General features: G+C 43.8%; 16 protein-coding genes. 7 read left to right on the top strand and 9 right to left on the bottom strand.

The window, feature by feature from the left end:
• Positions 1-345 precede the first annotated feature (345 nt).
• The 4 genes from ECHVI_RS23000 (at position 346) to ECHVI_RS13135 (ending at position 6,912) form a co-directional block, all read left to right on the top strand.
• Positions 346-738, top strand: a complete 393-nt coding sequence (locus ECHVI_RS23000; RefSeq protein ID WP_015266490.1) for a DUF7793 family protein — start codon at positions 346-348, stop codon at positions 736-738.
• The gene (locus ECHVI_RS13145; protein WP_015266489.1) at positions 725-1,621 is read left to right on the top strand and encodes a sensor histidine kinase; all 897 of its coding nucleotides are present in this window, start codon (positions 725-727) and stop codon (positions 1,619-1,621) included. The genes ECHVI_RS23000 and ECHVI_RS13145 overlap by 14 nt, the downstream gene beginning before the upstream one ends.
• Positions 1,622-2,263: 642 nt before the next feature.
• Positions 2,264-5,215, top strand: a complete 2,952-nt coding sequence (locus ECHVI_RS13140) for a DUF4982 domain-containing protein (protein WP_015266488.1) — start codon at positions 2,264-2,266, stop codon at positions 5,213-5,215.
• A gap of 62 nt (positions 5,216-5,277) precedes the next feature.
• The gene (locus ECHVI_RS13135; protein WP_015266487.1) at positions 5,278-6,912 is read left to right on the top strand and encodes a family 43 glycosylhydrolase; all 1,635 of its coding nucleotides are present in this window, start codon (positions 5,278-5,280) and stop codon (positions 6,910-6,912) included.
• A gap of 278 nt (positions 6,913-7,190) precedes the next feature.
• Here ECHVI_RS13135 and katG read toward each other — a convergent pair whose 3' ends face one another.
• The 5 genes from katG to ECHVI_RS13110 form a co-directional block, all read right to left on the bottom strand.
• Complete coding sequence (katG, locus tag ECHVI_RS13130) at positions 7,191-9,452, bottom strand: catalase/peroxidase HPI (RefSeq protein WP_015266486.1); 2,262 nt, start codon at positions 9,450-9,452, stop codon at positions 7,191-7,193.
• A 124-nt stretch (positions 9,453-9,576) separates the two neighbouring features.
• The gene (locus tag ECHVI_RS13125; RefSeq protein WP_015266485.1) at positions 9,577-10,320 is read right to left on the bottom strand and encodes a LytR/AlgR family response regulator transcription factor; all 744 of its coding nucleotides are present in this window, start codon (positions 10,318-10,320) and stop codon (positions 9,577-9,579) included.
• Positions 10,317-11,378, bottom strand: coding sequence for a sensor histidine kinase (locus ECHVI_RS13120; RefSeq protein WP_015266484.1), 1,062 nt, complete (start codon positions 11,376-11,378; stop codon positions 10,317-10,319). The genes ECHVI_RS13125 and ECHVI_RS13120 overlap by 4 nt, the downstream gene beginning before the upstream one ends.
• 16 nt (positions 11,379-11,394) lie before the next feature.
• Complete coding sequence (locus tag ECHVI_RS13115) at positions 11,395-12,384, bottom strand: Kelch repeat-containing protein (protein WP_015266483.1); 990 nt, start codon at positions 12,382-12,384, stop codon at positions 11,395-11,397.
• A gap of 6 nt (positions 12,385-12,390) precedes the next feature.
• A complete protein-coding gene (locus ECHVI_RS13110) occupies positions 12,391-13,668 on the bottom strand; it encodes a DUF4270 family protein (protein WP_015266482.1) in 1,278 nt (425 codons plus the stop codon).
• 269 nt (positions 13,669-13,937) lie between these two features.
• Between ECHVI_RS13110 and bamG the strand changes: the two genes are divergently transcribed.
• From bamG to ECHVI_RS13095, 3 genes are all read left to right on the top strand, one after another.
• On the top strand, positions 13,938-15,176 hold the full coding sequence (gene bamG, locus ECHVI_RS13105; RefSeq protein WP_015266481.1) for a BamG family beta-barrel-assembly machinery protein: 1,239 nt from the start codon (positions 13,938-13,940) through the stop codon (positions 15,174-15,176).
• Between the two features lie 11 nt (positions 15,177-15,187).
• Complete coding sequence (locus ECHVI_RS13100) at positions 15,188-15,616, top strand: DUF2141 domain-containing protein (protein ID WP_015266480.1); 429 nt, start codon at positions 15,188-15,190, stop codon at positions 15,614-15,616.
• Positions 15,617-15,787: 171 nt separating this feature from the next.
• Positions 15,788-16,510, top strand: a complete 723-nt coding sequence (locus ECHVI_RS13095) for a dioxygenase family protein (protein WP_015266479.1) — start codon at positions 15,788-15,790, stop codon at positions 16,508-16,510.
• A 43-nt stretch (positions 16,511-16,553) separates the two neighbouring features.
• Here ECHVI_RS13095 and ECHVI_RS23680 read toward each other — a convergent pair whose 3' ends face one another.
• The 4 genes from ECHVI_RS23680 to ECHVI_RS13070 form a co-directional block, all read right to left on the bottom strand.
• The gene (locus ECHVI_RS23680; RefSeq protein WP_157501411.1) at positions 16,554-16,718 is read right to left on the bottom strand and encodes a hypothetical protein; all 165 of its coding nucleotides are present in this window, start codon (positions 16,716-16,718) and stop codon (positions 16,554-16,556) included.
• The gene (locus tag ECHVI_RS13085; protein WP_015266477.1) at positions 16,715-17,251 is read right to left on the bottom strand and encodes a dihydrofolate reductase family protein; all 537 of its coding nucleotides are present in this window, start codon (positions 17,249-17,251) and stop codon (positions 16,715-16,717) included. Before ECHVI_RS13085 ends, ECHVI_RS23680 begins: the two co-directional genes overlap by 4 nt.
• 264 nt (positions 17,252-17,515) lie before the next feature.
• Positions 17,516-19,438 (bottom strand): sialate O-acetylesterase, encoded by a 1,923-nt coding sequence (locus tag ECHVI_RS13075; protein WP_245553319.1) that lies wholly within the window; start codon positions 19,436-19,438, stop codon positions 17,516-17,518.
• Between the two features lie 54 nt (positions 19,439-19,492).
• Positions 19,493-22,369: a glycosyl hydrolase 115 family protein gene (locus ECHVI_RS13070; protein WP_015266474.1), complete on the bottom strand. Its 2,877-nt coding sequence runs from the start codon at positions 22,367-22,369 to the stop codon at positions 19,493-19,495.
• Positions 22,370-22,386 lie beyond the last annotated feature (17 nt).

The raw sequence follows: 22,386 nt of genomic DNA, 5'->3' as shown, positions 1-22,386 counted from the left end.
GAGGTTTAATAATACGTATTATAAATTCAACACTCATTATCACTTATATCCATACCAACAGTTAATTCCTTAACCATCAATACCCCCATGTTATTTAGTCTAAAATGGCATAGGCTTCTTATCCCTGAATTTCACCACCTTAAAATTATTATTACTTTAAGATGCACTTTACTGTGTCCAAAAACCGCATTTAAACGTTCACAACAATTATTTTGGCTCGGTTTTAGAGGACTATATCAATTTAGTATAAAAATTGGTAAATTATTACCAATTAATTGCCATCTAGTACCTCTTATCCCCCAATATAATTGGTACCTAAATTAAAGGATTCATTAACCATTGACCATGCAATACATCACCACCAACACCCAAGAATTCCAGCTATTGGACAATGGGATAATCTTTTCCAGGGTCTTGCCCAATAAATACCTTGAACTGGAGGATGGCAGAGAAAATCTAAAGGCGGTGGCTACATTGGCTCCAGGAAAGCGCGTAGCAATTGTCGTGGATATTAGTCAGGCCAAAGGGATTTCAAAAGAGTGCAGGGCACTATATGGCACTAAGCAGTGTGCGGAAATCCAATATGCCGCAGGTATTGTGGCCAAATCCAAGTTTTCGAAACTCTTAGGAAAATTCTTTTTGGGATTTAACAAGCCTTTGTTTCCCATACGTTTGTTTTCCGATAGCACCATGGCTATGGAATGGTTAAAAACGATGAAAGACGATGAAAAAAAGTAAACTATTCAATAGTAATAGCCTTGATGAAACATTACATGATAACAAAATCAGTCAACTCATCAAACTAGTAGAACAAATCGCCAGCTATGACTTTCCCTGTAAGGTCGAAACAGACGCTTCAAATTCGCCAGTAGACATTCTAGCAAATGGGCTTAACATGCTCGGGGAAGAAATCGAGAATAAAATACAGGAATTATCCGAGATGAGAGAAACCATTCATAACCTTGAAAATTTCTCCTATACCTTGGCGCATGATATCAAATCTCCGATCAACAACACCATCGGCATTCTAGAACTCATGGAGATGGAAGTGGAAGAAGGCAACTACTCCAGAATACCTGAATATATAAACCTCTTGAAATCATCGAACCAAAAGAGTTTGGATATGGCCAATGGAATTTTGGAATATGCCCAAATGACCTCCAAAACACGGAAAACCGAGCCGATTAACGTTGTCGAAATGTGTTCGCAAATCACAAAGGAACTTTCCTATGTCCATCCTATCAGCGTGACCTACCATGTAGACACCCCACATGTCTATTACAATCCTAATGCCCTACGTCAGATACTTTCAAACCTCATCAACAATGCCTTAAAATTCAACAACAAAGATGAATGCAAGTTGATTGTCAGTTGCATCAGTAGGGCTAATGACATCCTGATTTCCGTGCAGGACAACGGTCCGGGAATTCCCGAAAAATTCAAGGACAATATTTACAACCTTTTCTTCCGCCTGAACGGCGAAAACCAACCCACTGGTACGGGGTTGGGATTGGCCATCATAAAAAAAATTGTTTTGGAGAACAATGGTAAGATCTGGACAGAATCTCCCGTTGGAGAGGGCACGGTGTTCTGCTTTACCATTCCCAAGGAAAAAATCTAACGAGGTTATCTCATTTAAACAGGAGAAAATAACACTTGAGACAGCCTACTCTCTGCCAAACCACTATTTTTGGCTCTTCCAAAACATGCTAAAATAAAAAAAGGATTGGATTTGGGGCTTTACCAGTACAACACCATACAATTTTATCAGCGTTCATTTGTACTTTTTGAAATTAAGGCGCTAAACTCGGAATATGCAGTAGCCTATATAACACCACATCGAACAAGTATGTTGGCTCAATACTGCTTCAGAATCCGTTCGAACGTTGGTATTTCCCATGGCACCTCATCGCAGACAGGTTTGCCATAGGTCAAGAGAGATGGCCAAACCATCCATTAACCTGCTTATATAGTAGTTTCAGGACTCTTAACGGTTCCTAATCCATATACCGAGAAAAGCGAAACGATGCTCAACAACTTGCTCATCTTGACATGAGTGAGCACATACAGGGAAATAGCTTTCAAAAGTGATGTCAGCCTGAGCGGAGTCGAAGGCTGGACATTGGACCTCGACTGCCTGCCGGTCAGGCAAGCGTTCGGTCTGACACTATATTGCTTGAATTATACAACACCTTTGGTTAAAAGCGATTTCCATGTGAGCACCGCATATCATTTGTAATGCAATAATACCCTAAAAAAAACCATGAAAATCAAGTATCTTCTTCTACTCGGAACGTTCCTTCTATTTCACTCCACCAAAGCCCAACGGACCACCTACAATTTCAATTCAGGCTGGAAAGTAAAAACCGGTGATCCATCATTAGCCGAAAAACCTTCATACGACGACTCCCGCTGGAAGGCGGTCACCCTTCCCTACGCTTGGAACGAAGATGAGGCCTATAAAGTGGATATCCACAGCCTCACTACCGGAATAGCGTGGTATCGAAAAACGTTTGTACTGCCAGAAGGCCAGGAAGACCAAAAAGTATTCTTGGAATTTGAAGGGGTGCGCCAGGGAGGCGAGTTCTATGTCAACGGAACGCATATCGGGCGCCATGAAAATGGGGCAATGGCAGTAGGATTTGACATTTCTGACCTGCTCAATCCGTTCCCTGAAAGTAATGTCGTAGCCGTCCGTACCGACAACGACTGGGACTATCGGGAAAAGGCCACCCAAACCAAATACCAGTGGAGCGATCGCAATTTCAATGTCAATTATGGGGGTATTCCCAAAAATGTTTACCTGCACATCACGGATAAATTGTACCAGACCTTGCCTTTGTATTCTAACCTGGGAACGGAAGGCACCTATGTGTACGCCCAGGATATAGACGTGGACAATGGCACGGCAAGGGTAACTGCAGAAAGTCAGGTACGAAATGAACAGAAACGCGCCTTAGAGGTGCAATACCAAGTCACCATTAAAGAACAAGATGGTACCTTGGTAAAAAAAATAGAAGGTTCCAAAAAGACCATATCGCCAGGGCAGACCACGATGCTTTCCGCTACGGCCGAATTAGACCACCTGCATTTTTGGAGCTGGGGATATGGGTACCTGTATGACGTCTTCACCACGTTGCTCGTGGACGGAAAGGAAATCGATGAAGTAAAAACCACGACAGGCTTCAGGAAAACGGCCTTCAAAGACGGAATGGTCTACCTGAACGATCGCGTTCTCCAAGTGAAGGGATATGCCCAACGAACAAGCAATGAATGGCCCGGAGTGGGCATGTCCGTTCCCGCTTGGATCAGTGATTACAGCAATAGGATGATGGTAGAGGGCAACGCCAACCTGGTTCGGTGGATGCACATTACCCCTTGGAAACAGGATGTGGAGTCATGTGACCGGGTCGGGCTGATACAGGCCATGCCTGCCGGTGATGCAGAAAGTGATGTTCAGGGCTTCAGATGGGAGCAACGTAAAAACCTCATGCGAGATGCCATTATCTACAACCGGAACAACCCGAGTATTCTATTCTATGAATGTGGCAATGACAATATCAGCGAGGAACACATGGCAGAAATGAAGCAGATCAGGGACCAACATGATCCCCATGGTGGCCGTGCTATAGGAAGCCGTGAAATGCTTGGCAGTAAAGAGGCCGAATACGGGGGAGAAATGCTCTACATCAACAAAAGTGCCGACCAACCCATGTGGGCTACTGAATATTCCAGGGACGAAGGACTTCGAAAATATTGGGACGAATACACTCCTCCCTACCATAAAGATGGTGATGGGCCGCCCTATAAGGGAAAGGATGCCAGTGAGTATAACCGCAATCAGGATTCCCATGCCATTGAGGACATCGTCCGCTGGTACGATTATTATCGGGAACGCCCGGGCACTGGGAAGCGTGTAAGCTCCGGCGGGGTCAACATTATCTTTTCGGACACCCAGACGCATTTTCGAGGGGCCGAAAACTACCGCCGAAGTGGCGAAGTGGATCCCATGCGTGTGCCCAAGGATGGCTATTTCGCCCACCAAGTCATGTGGGATGGCTGGGTAGACCCGGAGCAGCCACGGACCCATATCATGGGACACTGGAACTATGAGGCAGGAATTAAAAAACCGATCTACGTGGTTTCCAATGCCGCAGAGGTGGAGCTATTCGTCAATGGAAAATCCCTGGGAAAAGGGGAGCAATCCTACCGCTTCCTTTTCACCTTCCCGGAGGTGACCTGGGAACCTGGTGCCATCAAGGCAGTAAGCTATAACGAACTAGGGGAAGCGGTCAGTGAAGATGAAATCGTCACGAGCGGTAAACCGGCAGCTTTAAAGTTGAGCTTGAAGCAAGCTCCGGGAGGGATGGTCGCTGACGGCCATGACCTCGGCTTGATACAAGTGGAAGTAGTGGACAGTGAGGGTGACAGGTGTCCCACGGCCCTGGACATGGTGCACTTTGAACTGAAAGGTGCAGCAGAGTGGCGAGGAGGAATCGCCCAAGGGCCGGAAGACAACTTTGTGCTGTCCAAAAAACTCCCAGTAGAAGGAGGCGTAAACCGGGTTTTTGTCCGGGCCACTGATGCCCCCGGCAAAATAACCATAACCGCCAAGGCAGAAGGCTTAAAACCTGCCACCTTGAGCTGGAGCACTCAGCCATTTGAAGTAACCGGTGGTTTAAGCACAGCACTTCCTGGGGAGAACTTGGAATCCTTTTTGGGCCGCGGCCCTACCCCAAAAGGCCCGTCTTATCGGGTTACCAGAACACCTGTTGGTATCCAGTCGGCCAAGGCTCAATCCAATCCCGAGGACGTTTCCAAATCCTTTGATGACAATGAAATGACCAGTTGGGAAAATGATGGAGAACGATCCACGGGATGGATCGAGTACGAACTGGAAAGGGAAGCAGAAATCAGTGAAATCACCATGAAGCTCAGTAATTGGCGCAACCGGAGCTATCCGATATCCATTAGCATGGATGGTAAAGAAGTGTTTTCCGGTAATACGCCGAAAAGCCTGGGCTATGTCACCTTACAATTCCCTCCAACCCGCAGCAAGAAAGTCCTGATCAAATTGATCGGTGCCAATATCGATGGAGACGCTTTCGGGATCGTGGAAATTACTGGAAAAATAGAGCCTTCAGGAGCGGAAAAGAAATCCAAAGGCGAATTGGATATTGTGGAAATAGAATTTTACGAACGTAATCACCAATAGTAAGGACATACCTTTTCAAATTTAATCATAAACCAAAAAAACGACCCAAAACCTAAACACAAATGGATCACAACACTCATAACCTTACCCAGGCCATTAAATCAATTACCGCTATCCTGGCATTCTTTGCGCTAAGTCTCCACATGGTAAATGCCCAAAGCCTTAACATCAAAAATGACCGTTTTTGGGATACTCAAAACGGAGAACCCATTTACAGCCAAGGCGGTGGAATTTTCACCTTTACCGATCCCAAGGATGGTCAGGAAAAATATTATTGGTATGGGGTGCACTATGAAGAAGCGGAGAAATACCGAGAGGATCCATCTGTCACGCATAGCCGCACCCATTTCAAGGCAGTGACCTGCTATACCTCTACCGATTTGGTCAATTGGAAATCCGAAGGCAATGCCTTGGAAAAATCAGAAGTTGAGGAAAACTACCAGCACATTTACTGGATGGGAAGATTGGGCGTAGCCTATATAGAAGAAATAGATCAGTACGCCATGCTCGTACAGCACAATAGCAACGTAATCATTGCACTGGCCGACCAACCTGCCGGCCCCTTCAAATGTCATAATCGGCTGGACATGACCGATCGAATCGGCACCCCCAATACCGGGGACCAAACCGTTTTCACGGATCCTGACACAGGGACTTCCTACCTGGTATACTCATACGGAAAGGGAAGGCACAAGATCTACCTTTCAGAAATTGGGGTAAAGGATGGCAAGGTGGATTTACTGGATGTCAACCAAATCTTTAAGGGAAATGGACGAGAGGGAAACTGTATGGTGAAATATAAAGGCAAATATTATGTTTTTGCTTCCAACTTATACGGCTGGGATTCCAGTCATGCTTTTTACTTGGTGGCCGATGAAATCAAAGGGCCATACCTGCCAGAAAACAACATGCTGATCACACCGGGCACTTATGATGATTATGCCCATATCACCCAAACGGGCTTTTTTGTCAATGTAAAGGGTAGTAAGCAGGAAACGGTCATTTATTGTGGGGACCGCTGGGCAGATTTTGCCGGAAACGGATTGGGCTATAATCAATGGTGTCCCCTTTCCTTTGAGGGAGAAACGCCTGTCTTCAATTCCCTCAATTCATGGAACCTAAATGAATCGACAGGCGAATGGAGTGTTGCCGAGGACAATAACTTTGTCAAAAACAGTAGCTTTGAGGCTGACCGAAAAGCCATCCCCAGTACGGTCAAACCCATTCAAGAACAGCTACTGGGCTGGCATGCAGAGATCCAGCAAGGCAATACAGTTGTCGTGGGATCGGAGGATTCACCTGTCCTGAACCATGCCAATACCTTAGAAGACAGAAAACACGTCATCGGAGAACGGAGTCTGAACATTTCCGATCAGGTACCTTTCAAAAGAAAAGTCTACCAGATGATCACTTCCACTCCATATGTTCCCTTGGAGGATGGCACCTACACCTTATCGTTTAAGGTCAAAAGTGCAGGGACTTTTCACCGGCTGGAGGCCTATACCGAAAGCAGCGCCTATCAAAAAACCGAAAACGTGAAGCAATCGGACAATTGGAAAACGATTAGTCTTGAAAACGTAAACGTCACCAATGGCAAAGTAGAAATAGGCTTTATCGCCCATGGCGAAGCTGGAGCAAGTTGTCAAATAGACGATGTAACATTTGTATCCAACAAGGTGATGACGTATCAGCGGTAAATTGAGCAGTAGGATTAGCTTAAATAAACGAAAATTACTTTTTAAACTTCATTTCTTGTTCAATCTGATACTCCACATACCATAAGTTCATTTCTGTATCAATGATTATCGTATAACACATTAGCCTATGACCTAAGAACAAGTGACCCTCGCCCTGATCTGTTCCACCGGTGGATGACTAACCAAATTACTATTTTTTAAGTAAAACAGCCGCCAAAAAACTATTGGCGGCTGTTTATATTATCTTAGGAAATTATCTGAATACCCTAAGTATCGATTTAACGATACCTCAAATCAAAACGATCCAACTTCATCACTTTGTCCCATGCTTTCGCAAAATCCTTCACAAATTTCTCTTTCGCATCATCACTCGCATATACCTCTGCCAATGCTCTCAGTTCGGAATTGGAGCCAAAGATGAGATCAGCTCGAGTGGCCGAATAGATAACTTTTCCAGATTTTCTGTCCTTGCCCTCAAACACCTCTTTGGTATCATCCACTGGAGCCCACTCTGTACGCATGTCCAATAGCTTTACAAAGAAATCATTGCTTAGGGCAGCTGGATTTTCGGAAAAAATGCCGTGCTCACTGCCATCATAATTGGCTGCCAAAGATCGCATTCCCCCCACCAAAACGGTCATCTCCGGAGCCGTCAACGTCAGTAACTGGGCCTTGTCCACCAGTAGCTCTTCAGTGGATAACGTATATTGGGTCTTGAGATAGTTCCTAAAACCATCCGCCATTGGTTCCAATACCGCAAAGGATTCCACATCCGTTTGCTCTTGGACCGCATCCATTCGCCCTGGTACGAAAGGGATCTCTATTTCGTACCCCGCATTGGCAGCTGCCTTTTCAATGGCCGCATCTCCAGCCAGTACAATCAGATCTGCTAAGGACACTTTTTTTGCCCCGTGTGAAGCATTGAAATCAGCTTGGATCTTTTCATAGACGCCCAAAACCTTGGCCAATTGCTTAGGATTATTGACTTCCCAATCCTTTTGGGGTGCCAGTCTAATGCGTGCACCATTGGCTCCCCCTCTTCTGTCAGACCCTCTATAGGTGGAAGCAGAAGCCCAGGCAGTAGTGACCATTTCTTGAATGCTCAACCCGGAATTTAACAGGTCGGCCTTTAATCCCTCAATGTCTTTGGCATCGACCAATGGATGATTTACCGCAGGAATGGGATCTTGCCAGATCAAATCTTCTTGGGGTGCCTCGGGGCCCAAATAAGTGGTCTTGGGCCCCATATCCCTGTGGGTAAGCTTAAACCATGCTTTGGCAAAAGCCTCATTGAACAGTTCCGGGTTTTCGTAAAACTTTCTGGAAATCTTTTCGAAACTTGGATCAAATCTCAGGGACAGGTCCGTGGTAAACATGGTAGGTGCATGACGTTTGCTATCGTCAAATGCATCAGGAACGGTCATGTCCGAATCCTTGGCCACCCATTGGTACGCACCGGCAGGTGATTCGGTCAGTTCCCACTCATTCTCGAACAAGCTGACAAAAAACAAATGGCTCCACTGCGTGGGCGTAGGTGTCCAGGTGACCTCTAGCCCAGATGTAATGGCATCGGCTCCCTTTCCTGATTTATAATCACTCTTCCAACCAAAGCCCTGCTCTTCAATCCCTGCAGCCTCTGGATCGTCCCCTACATGGGAAGCAGGGCCTGCTCCGTGGGCCTTGCCTAGCGTGTGTCCTCCTGCAATCAAGGCAACGGTCTCTTCCTCGTTCATCCCCATTCTGCCAAAAGTCGCTCGGATATCATCCGCTGCCAATAAGGGGTCTGGATTGCCATTGGGGCCTTCTGGATTCACATATATCAATCCCATCTGAACGGCCGCAAGGGGATCTTCGAGCTCTCGGTCTCCCGAATAACGCTCTTCATCACTCAGCCACCTTTTCTCGGCTCCCCAATAAACATCGGTTTCGGGCTCCCAGGTATCTATCCTGCCCCCAGCAAATCCAAACGTCTCAAACCCCATGTCCTCAAGGGCTACGTTCCCCGTTAAGACCATAAGATCGGCCCAGGAGATTTTATTTCCATATTTTTGCTTAATTGGCCACAATAACCGCCTGGCTTTGTCCAAATTGGCATTGTCCGGCCAACTGTTCAATGGGGCAAACCGTTGCTGGCCAGCGCGTGAACCGCCACGGCCATCACCTGTCCGGTAAGTTCCGGCACTGTGCCAGGCCATTCTGATGAACAATCCTCCATAATGACCAAAATCTGCCGGCCACCAGTCTTGTGAATCTGTCAATACTTTTTGGATATCACTTTTTAAGGAATCGTACTCCAGACTATTGAAGGCTTGGATATAATCAAAATTCTCTTCCATTGGATCTGAAAGGGATGAATGCTGCCTCAGAATACTTAGATCCAACCTGTTTGGCCACCAATCGCTGTTCTCGGTAGCTTTTACTTTCTTTGTGGCGCCGGAATGTCCATCTGCGGACTGCTCCTTGCCTTGGTGATTTTGCTGGCAGGATAATGCCAACAATCCGAAGACCACCAAACTTAAAAATGGTAATGCCTTTTTCATCGCTGTCTAGTTTTATGTTTTGTTTATGACACAATATTAAGGGCTAAAAATGACTCTATAGCAATAAATGCAATTGATAGTTTTTATAATATGATAGACAAAATCTATCGAACCACCATTAATCTTATAGGTTTTTACGCACCACCAATTCATAAAAAAAATCCCTGTATGACTCTCCAATGGTAATGAACAGGTCCTTTTGATACAATTTAACTTTGTTTCTGCTAATGTTCTCTATCTGGTCAATGGACACGATATAGGATTTATGAACCCGGATAAATCCCTTTGAAAACAAACTCATTTCGTAGTGCTTTATAGAATTAAGCGTCAAAACAGGATGCTTTTCGTTAATCAAATGGATTTTTACATAATCCTTGTATCCTTCAAAATAAGAGATTTCATTTAAGTTAATTTTGATGGTGCTATGCTCCACTTTTATGAAAATGAAACCACGCTGCTCCTTTGTTTGCTGTATTTCGCTGGATATGGAAGTATTGGGTTCCTTCGCCAAATCAGATTGATTAAGGATTTTACTGACTGCCTGAAAAAACCGATCAAAACCAATAGGCTTGAGCAAATAGTCTGTGGCATTGATTTCAAAACCTTTGACAGCATATTCACTATAGGCAGTGGTAAAAATCACTTTTGGCTTTTGCGGTAAGCCCTCATAGAATTTTATTCCATTGATATCGGGCATATTGATGTCCAAAAATATAAGGTCTACCTTATTTCGCATGATACTGTCCATGGCCTGTATGGCGGAATTGAACTTTCCCTTTAGGGTAAGCAGGGGAATTTTGGAAATATAATCCTCCAAAATATCCACGGCCAATGTTTCATCGTCGATAATGATACAATTGATGTTCATTTACTGATGGTTAAAAAACTCTTAAACGTACTGTTTTCATAGATTTGTTTAAAGCTATGCTTTTTAGGATATAGTAACTCCAACCGTTTCTTTAAATTGGATATCCCCAATCCCTCTTTGTTGGTATTGGTTAGCACGCCGTCCTTTTGGTTTCCGACACTATTGATCACGGACAACAATATCTCTTTATCGTTTTCTTCCATCGATATCAGTATGAAAGATGGAGACACATAACTAATTCCGTGTTTAAATGCATTTTCTATTAGGGTTATAAACAACAACGGCTCTATCGGAAACTGCTCATGTAGAATGGAAAATGAGCAGTTTATTTTTGGAGCGATTTCGGGATGGTATTTCAGCTTTTCCAAATTGACATAGTTTTTGATAAAGGTTACCTCCTGCTCTAAGGGAACCTTTTCCTTACCGGATTCATAAAGCACATATCGTAACATATCGGATAACAGCAGTATCGCCGGTGTGGTATCTTCAGATTTCTTTCTTGCAAGAGAATAAATATTATTCAATGCATTAAACAGAAAGTGGGGATTAAGCTGATTTTTAAGAAAGTTTAACTCCTTGATGATCTTCTGCTTTTCTAATTCTTCGTACTTCTTTTTCTCCTTCTCAAACTGTAATATAAGTTCGATGCTGGTACCAAGTCCCATGATCATTAAAAAGCGGATAAACTCTGGCATAAAAAAGTGGAAACTAAATCGTGGTTTCTCAAACCCCTCCGACCCATTTATGTGCCCCTCTCGAAACATCTCTGGAGGAGCTTCCCTAAAATAATGGTGAAGCCAAATGAAAACAGCCATAAACCCCAGCAAAAAAAGGGTGTATTGCAGGTACCTGCTTTTTAGGATAAAACTTGGGATTAGCCAAATCACATTGACTACATAAAAAAACAGAAGACTTATATTAGTAATGCTGAAATAGAACAAAGACACCGGCCTATTATTGGTCCCTGTCAAAAAAGAAAGCGCTGGGGACATGATGATCCCCAGTACCAATAGGTGAATGATCACCTTCAATAAGCCTCTTTGTTTTTTTTTGAACATTTTTTATTTCAATATATCAATCCTCTTCGTCGTAATCAACAAAAGGATCCAATTCCCATATATCATCAAATCGCAAACTAGAACTTTTACCAAGCAAGACAAAAGCACGCTCTCCATTAACGGAAAAGGCAGAGGCACCTGTCCTGAAAGTCCCTTCAAAATCCGTTTTTTCTGCCCAACTATCTGTGGAGGGATGGTATTCCCAAGTACTGCCAATAATGGATCCTCTGTTTCCCACAGTGACGTAGCCATACCCGCCAATGGTAAATGCACTGCCATTGGAACGATAAATCAGATAATCATCATCGTAATCCAAATCTTCTTTTTGGGTCCATGCTAAGCTATTCCCATCCAATGCCCATAAATCAAACTCATACGAGCCATTATTGATTCCGGTACACACATACGCAACGTCATTGATAACAAATGCCACTGCACCTTGTCTTTTGGCACCCCCCATGCTAATTATCTGCTGCCAAGAATCCGAAGCAGGATCATATTGCCAAAAATCCTTCTGCTCACTCCCATCATAACCGGTCCCGATATACCCTTTTCCCGTCAGGGAAAAACCTACCGCATCATACCTGGCAGTGCCTCCAAATGGAGCCACTTCCTTCCATGAATCGGTTTCAGGATTGTATTCCCAAAAATCCTTCAGTCTGTCCGTACCATCATACCCTGTTCCTACATATCCTTTTCCGTCAATAGAAAAGGCCACTGCATTACTTCTGGCAGTTCCCGGAAAATCCCCTTTTCTTTCCCAATAATCCCCTTCTGCATTATACTCCCAAAAGTCATTTAAGTATTCATCTCCAGTATAACCTCCCATGATATAGGCCTTATTTCCAATGGAAAATGCCGCTGCATTGGACCTGTTGTCTCCGTCAAAATAAGACCTCCTGACCCAGTTTCCCTCTGATGTTTCTTCTTCTCCATCAGTACAGGAAAAGGTAGACAATAATCCCAATAGTAGAATAATGAATTTCAATAAGTTCTCTTTACGCATTGTTTCTTAATTTAATGGTAGATATGTGATATCGATTTTTATTTTTTGCTCTCCTGAAATATCCGAGAAAATAAGCCCCGAAGCCTGCAGTGTGCTAGTGGAAGGCGGAACTGAAATCCACAGGGCATCTTGGTTATTGATTCCTTTAGAAAGTTTGTAATCAATGAAATCCTTGATAGGAATTTCGTAAAAGGTCTTTTCTTGGAATTGCTCATCCCAAGACGTCAAAGATGTGCTTCCTACGTATTGGATAAGGAGATTTTTTTTATCCACTATGGCGGTATTGATCGTAGTAACGGGCGGATTAAAATACCTGTCATACGTATTTGGCTTCAATGGAAGCCTTAGACTGGCAGTAGTGATATAATAATCATCCGCCAGTTCCAGCAGCTCATGGATATTGGGCAGTTCTATACGAATGGATGCCCCCATGAGCAAATCGGCCATAACAACTCCTTGAGACTCCTCACGGGAAATATTTACATATGGTGCTGGAGATTCATAAAATTCAGAATGCCGGTCGACACTTATATGTGTAAATTTTTCTTCCCCTAGGTTTACGGGAAGTTTCAGTGTCTTGGCACCCTCATCAAGATCACTGGGGATCCTGTAATAAAACCCAATATAGGAATCCTCCGAATAGCTCACTAAGGAACTGTTGTCTCCTGTAGTAAGCATCAATCCTTTAAACAAGTCCTTAAGGTTTTCTGTGGATTCAAAAGGGCCATCATGCTCCTTCCCCAAGTCAAACAACTGCTTCCCAAAGGATACTGGTAAAGTTATAGTCAATGAATCCTTATGGGGAACTATCCTAGATCGTGCCGTGACCATGGGTTGTTCTGCATGACCAAACTCCTGATAGCTGAAAATATTGCCATTATCATTGGCCTCCAATTCTTCAGTCAGCTCATACACAGAAATATCAAAGGCAGGAAGTGTATCATAGTGATAATCTTCGTAAAACAGGATCAGCACAGTAGAGTCCAATGAAGCATCATCATCGATACTTGATCCCGAACTTATCCCAAACTGCAAATAGGGTTCTGCATGAATTTTCCCACGGTAATTGTCCTCGTGATGCCCAAGCATAAAGGAGCTAAGGCTATTGGTGACCAATGAATCATTAAAATAGGTGAATAATTCAATGTCCGTATATTCTATTAACTGAAGTTCTAGCTCATCACTATTGATGACCATCTGGGAGTCTGTAAGGCTCTCGTTTTGGAAACAGCCCGTTAACATGAGCATGTAAAACAAGAGATAAAAAGGTGTCTTTTTTGTCATATATCGACCTTAAAAGGGCTATTTAAATCGATTAATTATGGACACAAAGCAATAAAAAAAGTAAAGGTCAATGCCTGAAAAATAGACTTACTATGCATTTTCATCGATGAAACCTGCCTATGGCTCTTCCTAACCCAGCGGGAAGGGTTCCCTTCCATTATAGGGGGTTGATTATGACAATTGAGAGCTTGTCGTGAATTTTCACCTGTTGGTCTATAAATCCAAAAATCGAAAACCAAACGGGGTACTTTGCTAGAAATTTGAAATTTATGCATCGCATTTTAAGAATATTTTGTTGTAGTGTTTGTTTTCTGATTTTTCAGGGTGAGCTGTTTGCCCAGCGTGGTAATGGCTCACTTTACTCTTCCTATGGCGTTGGCCTATTATCGGAAAACAACTTCGGTCAAGCGGCCAGGTTATCTGGAAGTGGGATCGCCGCACGGTCTCCTTATTTTTTGAATTACCTGAACCCTGCCAATGGCACAAGTGTCACTGCCTATAACTTTATGGCCGATGCGCAGATTGACTATAAGTTGATGAACATTCGCACCTCTTCTGAAGAAATCACCATTAACCGGACCAACCTGAGTCTAATTTCCCTTTGGTTCAGGACATCCAGAAAATCTGCCCTTGGTTTCGGCATCATGCCTATGACCAGTGTGGATTATAGCTTTGTGGAAGAAACCTATTTCGCGGGCTCAGCTATCCCTTTTGACAAGTACATCAACGGGTATGGAAACATCAACAAGGTATTTGCCAACTATGCCTTTGACATCACATCCCGGTTAACGCTTGGGGTGAGGCCCTACTTTGCTTTTGGCCATATAAACCATGAAAAATATTACGATACCGATCAGGTTACAAGCGGATCAATCGCAGGCTTCACCATGAACAACCGTGACAATTATAAAGGAATAGGGCTAGATGCAGGGATCCAATATGTAGCCTTCAAAAAAGGAGATAAACAGTTTAACATTGGCGCTGCCTATGAAGCCCCCATTAAACTGACCGCTACCCCCACCACTTTGGCATACCTCAATGAGACTGATTCTGTACTCTATGAAATATCCGGTATGGAGACCAGTGCCAAGTTGGGGAATACGATCAAGGGAGGACTCGCTTTCCAAAATAAAAAATGGCTGATCGCTGCTGACTACAGTTATAAGATGTTTAACTCGAAATGGGAAAACTACACCGATAGTCACAGGTTTAGTATAGGAGCAGAAATTTTACCCAATTTTTACAGTTACAAATTCCTTAACAGAATGAACTTCTCCGCTGGCCTCTTTTATGACAGTGGCTATATAAAATCAAGGGACACAAGTGTGGGCGTAAAAGGTGCTAGTCTGGGTTTTGGATTACCAATTCAGGGATTCAGCAGGGTGAGTCTATCCTACCAATACCAAGAAACAGGCTCGGTTTCCCTCTTATCCAAAGAGGTCACCCATGGCATTACACTCAATCTAAATATCGCAGACATCTGGTTCCAAAAACCAGCCTACAAATAAATATATAACTCATGACAATTACTTTACTCTCTCTAATTCTCTTACACTTGGCACTACCTCTACCTGAAGAATATGCAGGTACCGAAATCATTATAGACAATATCGACCTCTCTTTAGGCGGGAATATTAAAATTCAGGTTTTTAATGAGCTTGCAGTAACTTCTGATAGGATGGTCCCCATCCTAGAAAAAACAATAGCTGCCAACGGAGATAAATCCCCGATAACACTGGCCCAATTGTCCACTGGAAAATACATGATAGCAATAATGCACGATTGCAATGGTAACGGAAAAATGGATTATTCCTTTTTTGGAGTTCCTAAAGAGGGTTATGCCTTCTCCGGTCAGTTTTCCTGTGGCTTAAAATCTGCTGGTCCAAAGTTTCACATGATAAAGCTAAATGAAGGGCTACAACAAGTCAGGATGCATTTATGTTATTGAAGCATTAAGCCCCATAGCCTGCACCATACGGCCCCAATATACCAAGTACCAGCAGCCTGGGATAAATTAGTTTACGTTAAAGGTTATCTGATATATTCCTTCAGGAAAACCATTGACTAACGATTTTGGCAAAAAATGATTAAACCAATTTACAACTAAACAAACCAAATCATGGAAAAAAGAACATTCTTAAAACAATTAGGCCTTAGCAGCTTGACGTTTCCATTTCTTACTTTTTGTACTGAAAACGAAACTCCGGAAACAGAGAATGATATGGAAAGCGGTGCAGGTGATGGCACATGTATGATCACTTCGACGGAAACAGCAGGTCCTTTCCCCACCCACTCCCCCTCGTCCCTTACTCGTATGGACATTCGTGGTGACCGAACGGGCATTGACCTTGACATCGAAATCACCATCCTTAATGGCAATGAAAGCTGCGCGCCTATGGAAGGGGTAATGGTAGACATTTGGCATTGTGATAAAGATGGAAACTATTCCGAATATGGAGGGACTGGCATGCAACAAGAAAATTATACTGACCAACATTTCCTTCGAGGACGACAGGTTACCGATGTCAATGGAAAAGTTGCTTACACCTCTATTTTCCCAAGATGGTACCAAGGCAGAGCCACACATATCCATGTGCAGGTTTTCAATGCGTCCAATCAATCTTTATTGGTAACCCAGATCGCCTTCCCAGAAGGGACTGATAGTGCTGTAAACCAAGTAAACGCCTCCAGTGAGGAAGGATACACCAAAGGTATGAGCGGCTACACTTCCAATGCGAGGGATAATGTATTCAGCGATGGGGTAGAAACCGAAATGTCCATCCTTTCTGGCAGTATCAGTGAAGGATACCGTTTGACACACCATATTGTAGTAAACGGATGATGGGCATCAATCCAAGGTTGTTCGAAACAACTTCTGGTATGGATCATTTGATGAATAAAAGCAGTATGTCCGATGCAGAAACTTTCATCGCTGCTGCAACGATCCGTTTCAGGTATACCTCTGTTCCGCCTATTCCCTCAGAAGGGGCCTTGACAATACACGAAAACTGTAAAAGAGTGGGCATCCCCCACCCTTTTCCACTCCTCATGGATCCTTCCGCTTGAACACCATTTGTACCAGACCGGTATCAAATGTTTTGACATCCATCAGTTTGAGCCGCTGTTCAGGCCTGCCCTTCCTGAACAGCCTGGTGCCATCCCCAAGCAATATGGGAATTACTGATATGGTCATTTCATCGATCAGGTCATGCTTCAACAGCCCATCAATAGTTTCTGCACCACCATCACAATAGATGGTATTTCCTGCCCCGGCTTTCAACTTTTCCACCAATTCGATAAGCCCATCCGAATGGAAAGTCACCTTGCCTTGGTCTGGTCTGACTTCCCTGGTGATGACATAGACGTCCCTCCCTCCATTGTCATAGTGTCCAGGACCTATGTGCTGTAGGACATAATCGTAGGTTTTTCTTCCGACGATGACCGTATCCACCATATCGATGAATTTGGCATAGCCATAATCTTCCCCTTCCTTTTCCACTGATGCCAGAAAACTTAGGTCATCATTAGGTCCGGCAATAAACCCGTCGAGACTGGTAGCGATAAACAGTGATAATTTTCTCATGGTGCTTTTTTCAACAAAAAAGCAAAATGCAGACCATTGGACAATTTATTGACATCAACTGTCCCATTTTAAATTGACCAAGGATCTAAGGGTAGCCTTGACCAGCCATGGTACCAGATCTTCTCTTGACAGATTCGGTTCAGCAGCGGCCTGATCGAATAGACGAGAGACAAGTTCGTACCGCGAGTGGCCCTTCGCTTTCCTGTCCTTCTCCAATTTAGATAAATACTGATTAGGGTAAATTTTCATCGCACTTTTCAGGCATCAACGAGGATCATCAATGACGACTTCAAAGGGTGAGGCTGGCAATCCCTTTTCATTGACCAGATTGGCCTGAACAGGATTATTTGCCCAAGCATAACAAACCTTTTCGGGCTGTTCAATATGACTGCAATCCAAAACAACCTTATTATTTGCAATTTTAGCCGCTACCCATTGATAGTTTTGTCCCTTTCCTGCTACTGCAAACCCCTTAGGTGGCCTGCCTTCTTTGGTGTTTAAGCCTTCGCCTATTTCCTCGAACGTCAGAATTATTTTACTTCCCTTCACTTTTACTTTTTTTAATTCAGGACCTGAAAAAGGACCTTTTTTTTCGCCATATGCTACTTTGAATGCCTGAAGGGCCAAGCGCTCACCAACAGTCTTCTTGTCCAATGGATGAATATCATTGGCTTCTCCCACATCTATGGTCACCGCCATTCCCGTATGGGGCACCTTTAGCGTCTTTCTCTGGGCTTCTCTCAACTCTGGCCAGTTTCCTGAATGTGGATCATCTGTTGGTGCCATAAAATTGGGAAGTTGCACAAAGAGAAAAGGTAATTTTGGCACCCCCCAGGATTTCCTCCACCCTTCAATCAACGAGACCATTTGATCTTCATATGTATGAGGCTGACCGGCATTGGATTCCCCTTGGTACCAAAGGACGCCCTTTACAGGAAATTCATGCAAAGGCGATATCATAGCATGATAAAGTCCCAATGGCTTGAACCTAATAAAAGTCTGTCCTGGCATTGGGGGCATGACTGCCCCTTGTTTGTAAATCCAATCATTTTTTAAGTCAACAACCTCTTCGCCCACTTCAATCTGATAGGGTTTATCTTTGACAAAACCTCCTCGGCCACGCTCATTGATCACTCGAACCACCAAGAGGTTCTTTCCGGGCTTCAAAACTCCCTTAGGAACACTATACCTTCGGGGAGGATATTGATAAGCAGTGGTTCCCACTAATTCCCCATTAACATAGGCTGAGTCACTGTCCACAATGGTTCCTAAAAGTAATTTTGCCTCTAACTCTCCAACCTGGTCCTGTTCCAGATAAAACTCCTTTCGAAACCAATACACGCCATTTCCCGGCTGCTTCCCCTTTTCTACCGGTAGCAAATCCAACCGCTCCATAACGTTCCAATTTTCAGGGTGGTATTTAGCATCAAGCCAAGTCATGGACTGATCCGCATACCCCTTATCTTTTTTTCTTACTTCAAGATGCCACTTCCGCCTATTGTCTCTGTCCTCCTCTTCTATTGCTTTGATCAGGTTTGGGTTTTGAAACCGTACGGCTTCCTTGTAATCCTCGGGAAAACGTTTCAGTTCTTTCTCCCTGATCCATGACTGAATCGGTGAGCCCCCCACACTGGCATTGATCAAACCAATTGGAATCCCATATTTCCGGTGAACTTTTTGTGCAAAAAAATAGGCCACAGCTGAAAACTGCTTAATATTTTCCTGATCTGCAGCGACCCACTTCCCTCCCGTTACATCTAGTTGGGGAGTAGAAAAATCATAAGCATCCGGCACATCAAAATAGCGGATTTTTGGATTATTGGCATTTTTCACCTCATCTGGGAACATGGGTTCTACTCTGGCCATGGTCTGCTCCATATTGGACTGGCCTGAGCAAACCCACACATCCCCTATCCAAACATCCTTCAATAAAAAAGAATGGTCATTCCCAATAATGTTCATCTCATAAGGTCCCCCTGCTGCCCTAGCAGGAAAAATCACCTCCCACATTCCATCAGTGCCAGTAGTAGTCTCTTTCATTTCCCCTACAAAATCCACTTTCACCACTTCTCCGGCATCTGCCCAACCCCAAATACGAATTTCGTGGTTCCTTTGAAGGACCATTCCATCACTGATCAAATAGGGCAGTTTTACCGCTCCATAGCTCCAATGAGCCTTAAGGATCAATATTACAATTAGACAAATAACTGACCTTATATTCAAACCGACTTTCATCCCTTTTTACTTTTTTGGTATTCTAAAAAAACTTTCCTCTGGCCCTAAATAACTATCTTTAAGTCCCCCTGTGTCCACCACTATTTTTTGGAACACCACCCCAGGATCTACTAACCATATTTTGATTTGGTGTTTTCCAGGCTTATCGATATGGTGTTGACTGCTTTTAATATTGATGCTCTCACCTACCCATTTGTCCCAACTTCCTGGTTTCTCATCCTGATGCATGGAGATGATCTGCGGTTCCTCACCATCCACGGATATTCCAAACCTTAAACCCTCTTTGGTGTTTTTATAGTTTAAGGTTGGCGATAAATAGGTATAAATAGTGATGTCACCAGAAGTCGTAAAATAGGCATCAAATGAAATGTGATGCTCAAGTGTATTTGTATTCTGGGTTTCAAAGTCCACTGGAAAAGCGGTAACAGCTGAACTAGTTTTGCCCAGTCCAGGAATCACCTGCCAACGCACCGGAGAGATTTCTTCCTTGGAAGTATAATGGACAGCTTCCATCGACACATAACCATTGCTCTCCACAAAACCCGTAAAATTCTCCGGCACTTCTACCCGGTTAACAGGAACCAGTATTTCCACTTTCTCTTCACCAGAACTGATGGTCAATTCTCCTTCCGTTTTGCCATAGGGAAGTCTTTGCCAATCTACCTTGATCGACAACTTCTGCTGCTCATCAAAGCTACCTGAGGCCTTATCCACTATAAGCCATTGGGGCTTTTTCTGAATCTCGAACCGAATAGGCGACTTACCACGGTTAAAAAGTACAACATGGTTGTCATAAATTTGATAATCACTCATCTCTTCCATCACCAATTTCTTGGTTTGCGGATAAAACGTCTCACCTTCTGATAAAGCGACCCCTAACCCTCCCATTTCAGGTAGTGTAATGCGCTTTACTTCCGGCATGACATTGGTCTTTGGCTCCTGCCAATAAGTATAGCCAATATGGGTCTGATCCATCATATGATTCCATTTTCCGCCTGATAGGTCTTCGTGATAGGACCGGGTCATTTCAGCATCCTTGGCAAAAAGTGCTTCTACCTTTTGGGCCATTTCATTGGTCTGTGCTCGCCCCTGTTGCGCATAAAGCCTGTTTTTAGCCACGGACAAATACAGCTCATGTAAGTTGGAGCAAGCCAAAACAGGAAATAACACCAACTGAAAATAAGCGTCCTTATAATGCCCTTCTAGTTGGCCATGGATAGTTTTGGCCTTTTGTGCCAAGGCCTGATAAGCTTTCACTACCCTTTCGGCCTCTTGATAATGGGTAAGGCTATAGGTATCCTCATCAAGCATTTCAGGGGTTCTCCTGCCATTGTATTGGGTATATAGATCCAAGATTTCGGCAATTTCCTCCCTGTATTTCACGCCAAATTGTTTCTCTGCCCATTGTCTGGTATATGCTGGAAGCCTTTCTGCTGGCCAAGCATTGGGGGACCAGGCATAATCCAGAAAAAAGCTAATCGGCAGCTCCATGGGCTTGATGTCCCCGACATTGACAATCCAGATCTCATCGACTCCATGTTCGTAGGTGAGGTGCATTTGCTCCCATATTCGGGGAATTGGATTGGTATTTAGCCATTTATAGTTTCTTGGGCCACCTACATAGTCAAAATGATAATACATACCATACCCACCTGAGTGCTGCTTCTCACCGATTTTGGGCAGTTTTCTAACATTACCCCAGTTATCATCACATAATAATAGGGTGACATCATCGGGAACGCGCATTCCTTTATCATAATACTCCTGTACCTCCTTGTACAAAGCCCAAACTTGGGGAGTTTCACGGGCCGGTTTACCGGTGACGGAGGCGATAATCTTTCGCTGGTCTTCCACTATTTTTTCCAAAAGTTCCACATTGCTCGCTTCGCTCATGGCTTCATCCCCATCACCTCTCATGCCTATCGTAACCAAGCTTTCATGGTCTCCCATCCGCTGAATCCCTTCCTTCCAAAACTGCCTTAATTTTTCATCATTTTTTGTATAGTCCCATTCACCTTCACCATGCCTGCCCCAATCGGCATGTGCACGCATTAAAGGCTCATGATGAGAAGTACCAATGACTACTCCATATTTATCCGCCAATACAGGATTCAAGGGATCATCTTCATACAGCGACCTACCCCACATTGCAGGCCAAAGAAAATTACCTTTTAGCCTCAGGATCAATTCATAGACCTTTTCATAAAACTGATGGTTAAAGCCGCCAAACTTTTCATGTGTCCAACCACTTAGTGCGGGGGCTTCATCGTTGATGAATATTCCACGGTACTTGACCGAAGGACTTCCCAAGCTAAACCTTCTTTTCTTCACAAAAAGACGTTTGGACTGCTTTATGGGCACATCTGCCCACCAGTACCATGGGCTTACACCAATTTGTTCGGACATCTCATAGATCCCAAAAATAGTTCCTCGCTTATCACTTCCTGCGATTACCAAGGCTTCTTCCACTCCCGGGAAAGGATGCTCCAGCGTCTCCACCAAAAAGGTCTCCCATTTGCCTGCCACTCCAGCAACCTTTAACCTACCGGATGCCACCATTTCATCCACAAGCCCTCCTGTCCCCAATGTACCTATAATGACGACAAAGGAATCATCTGGAGCATCTTCTGATTTAAACAGTTCCGGTTCGATCCCTGTAACGGCTTTGACATCTTGTTGAAAATTCTGGGCGGCTAGGATCACTCCTTCCTCTTCACCGGCATCGATCCATATAGGAACAGCTTCTTTATCAACCAATGGAAAACGATCCACCCCTTGCTCGTTGGTGACCAGTTGGCTTTCCTGTCTTGCCAGCGCATGAGCACTCGACAGAAGAAACATCAACACAAATAAGAGGTTAAACTGGGATTTGTAGGTATTCATAATTATTAGAATGTTAT

Origin of the sequence: Echinicola vietnamensis DSM 17526 (assembly GCF_000325705.1) — a bacterium.
Lineage (GTDB): Bacteria > Bacteroidota > Bacteroidia > Cytophagales > Cyclobacteriaceae > Echinicola > Echinicola vietnamensis.
This window is presented reverse-complemented; position numbering and strand designations above follow the sequence as displayed.

Excerpts from the sequence above, each read along its gene's own strand:
- bamG (WP_015266481.1), top strand. The coding sequence starts at position 13,938 with ATGCATCGCATTTTAAGAATATTTTGTTGTAGTGTTTGTTTTCTGATT.
- ECHVI_RS13145 (WP_015266489.1), top strand. The coding sequence starts at position 725 with ATGAAAAAAAGTAAACTATTCAATAGTAATAGCCTTGATGAAACATTA.
- ECHVI_RS23680 (WP_157501411.1), bottom strand. The coding sequence starts at position 16,718 with ATGAGGAGTGGAAAAGGGTGGGGGATGCCCACTCTTTTACAGTTTTCG.
- ECHVI_RS13125 (WP_015266485.1), bottom strand. The coding sequence starts at position 10,320 with ATGAACATCAATTGTATCATTATCGACGATGAAACATTGGCCGTGGAT.
- ECHVI_RS13110 (WP_015266482.1), bottom strand. The coding sequence starts at position 13,668 with ATGACAAAAAAGACACCTTTTTATCTCTTGTTTTACATGCTCATGTTA.
- ECHVI_RS13095 (WP_015266479.1), top strand. The coding sequence starts at position 15,788 with ATGGAAAAAAGAACATTCTTAAAACAATTAGGCCTTAGCAGCTTGACG.
- katG (WP_015266486.1), bottom strand. The coding sequence starts at position 9,452 with ATGAAAAAGGCATTACCATTTTTAAGTTTGGTGGTCTTCGGATTGTTG.
- ECHVI_RS13070 (WP_015266474.1), bottom strand. The coding sequence starts at position 22,369 with ATGAATACCTACAAATCCCAGTTTAACCTCTTATTTGTGTTGATGTTT.
- ECHVI_RS13120 (WP_015266484.1), bottom strand. The coding sequence starts at position 11,378 with ATGTTCAAAAAAAAACAAAGAGGCTTATTGAAGGTGATCATTCACCTA.
- ECHVI_RS13135 (WP_015266487.1), top strand. The coding sequence starts at position 5,278 with ATGGATCACAACACTCATAACCTTACCCAGGCCATTAAATCAATTACC.
- ECHVI_RS13115 (WP_015266483.1), bottom strand. The coding sequence starts at position 12,384 with ATGCGTAAAGAGAACTTATTGAAATTCATTATTCTACTATTGGGATTA.
- ECHVI_RS13100 (WP_015266480.1), top strand. The coding sequence starts at position 15,188 with ATGACAATTACTTTACTCTCTCTAATTCTCTTACACTTGGCACTACCT.
- ECHVI_RS13140 (WP_015266488.1), top strand. The coding sequence starts at position 2,264 with ATGAAAATCAAGTATCTTCTTCTACTCGGAACGTTCCTTCTATTTCAC.
- ECHVI_RS23000 (WP_015266490.1), top strand. The coding sequence starts at position 346 with ATGCAATACATCACCACCAACACCCAAGAATTCCAGCTATTGGACAAT.
- ECHVI_RS13085 (WP_015266477.1), bottom strand. The coding sequence starts at position 17,251 with ATGAGAAAATTATCACTGTTTATCGCTACCAGTCTCGACGGGTTTATT.